The organism is bacterium (assembly GCA_024226335.1).
GTDB lineage: Bacteria > Myxococcota_A > UBA9160 > SZUA-336 > SZUA-336 > JAAELY01.
Window position 1 is genome coordinate 1 of record JAAELY010000196.1, and the last position, 597, is coordinate 597.

1 protein-coding gene is annotated in these 597 nt (G+C 59.1%); it reads left to right on the forward strand.

Annotation, left to right across the window (positions count from 1 at the left end):
* Positions 1–251: 251 nt before the first annotated feature.
* Positions 252–597, forward strand: a 346-nt coding sequence (locus tag GY725_10090; protein ID MCP4004533.1) for a transposase family protein, incomplete at its 3' end; no start/stop codon positions are given.

Here is a 597-nt window from a genome sequence, read left to right on the forward strand (position 1 = left end):
CTCCACAGCAACTGATGGCAGTCGAGATCGATGCAATCAAGGAGATGGTCACATCTGACGAGTACCGGCACGTTCCAACGGGAACGCTCGCGCTGCTGGCCCAGCGACTCGGCAGAGTATTCGCCTCGCCGACGACCTGGTACCGACTCGTCCGCGCGTACAAGTGGCGTCGCCCTCGACGACGTATTCATCCGGCCAAGCCCAAAGTCGGGATCCGCGCATCTGGGCCCAACGAGATCTGGCGTGTAGACATGACGGTGATCCGATTGCTCGAGGGGACGCGCGCCTACCTTCATGGCGTCATAGACAATTTCTCACGTCGTATCCTGGCATGGAAGGTGTCGCCGACGTTCGACCCGGACTGCACCGCCGAACTGCTCCTCACCGCATCGGCGGACCTGGTGGACCAGACGCCGACGGTGCTCACCGACGGAGGAGTTGAGAACTTCAACAGTGCCGTGGACAGGCTGATCTCGTCAGGCATCCTCAGTAGGCTTCTCGCGATGACGGACATCATGTTCTCGAACTCTATGATCGAATCTTGGTTTCGCTCGATCAAGCACCAGTGGCTATTCCTCAACACACTCGACACGGTAA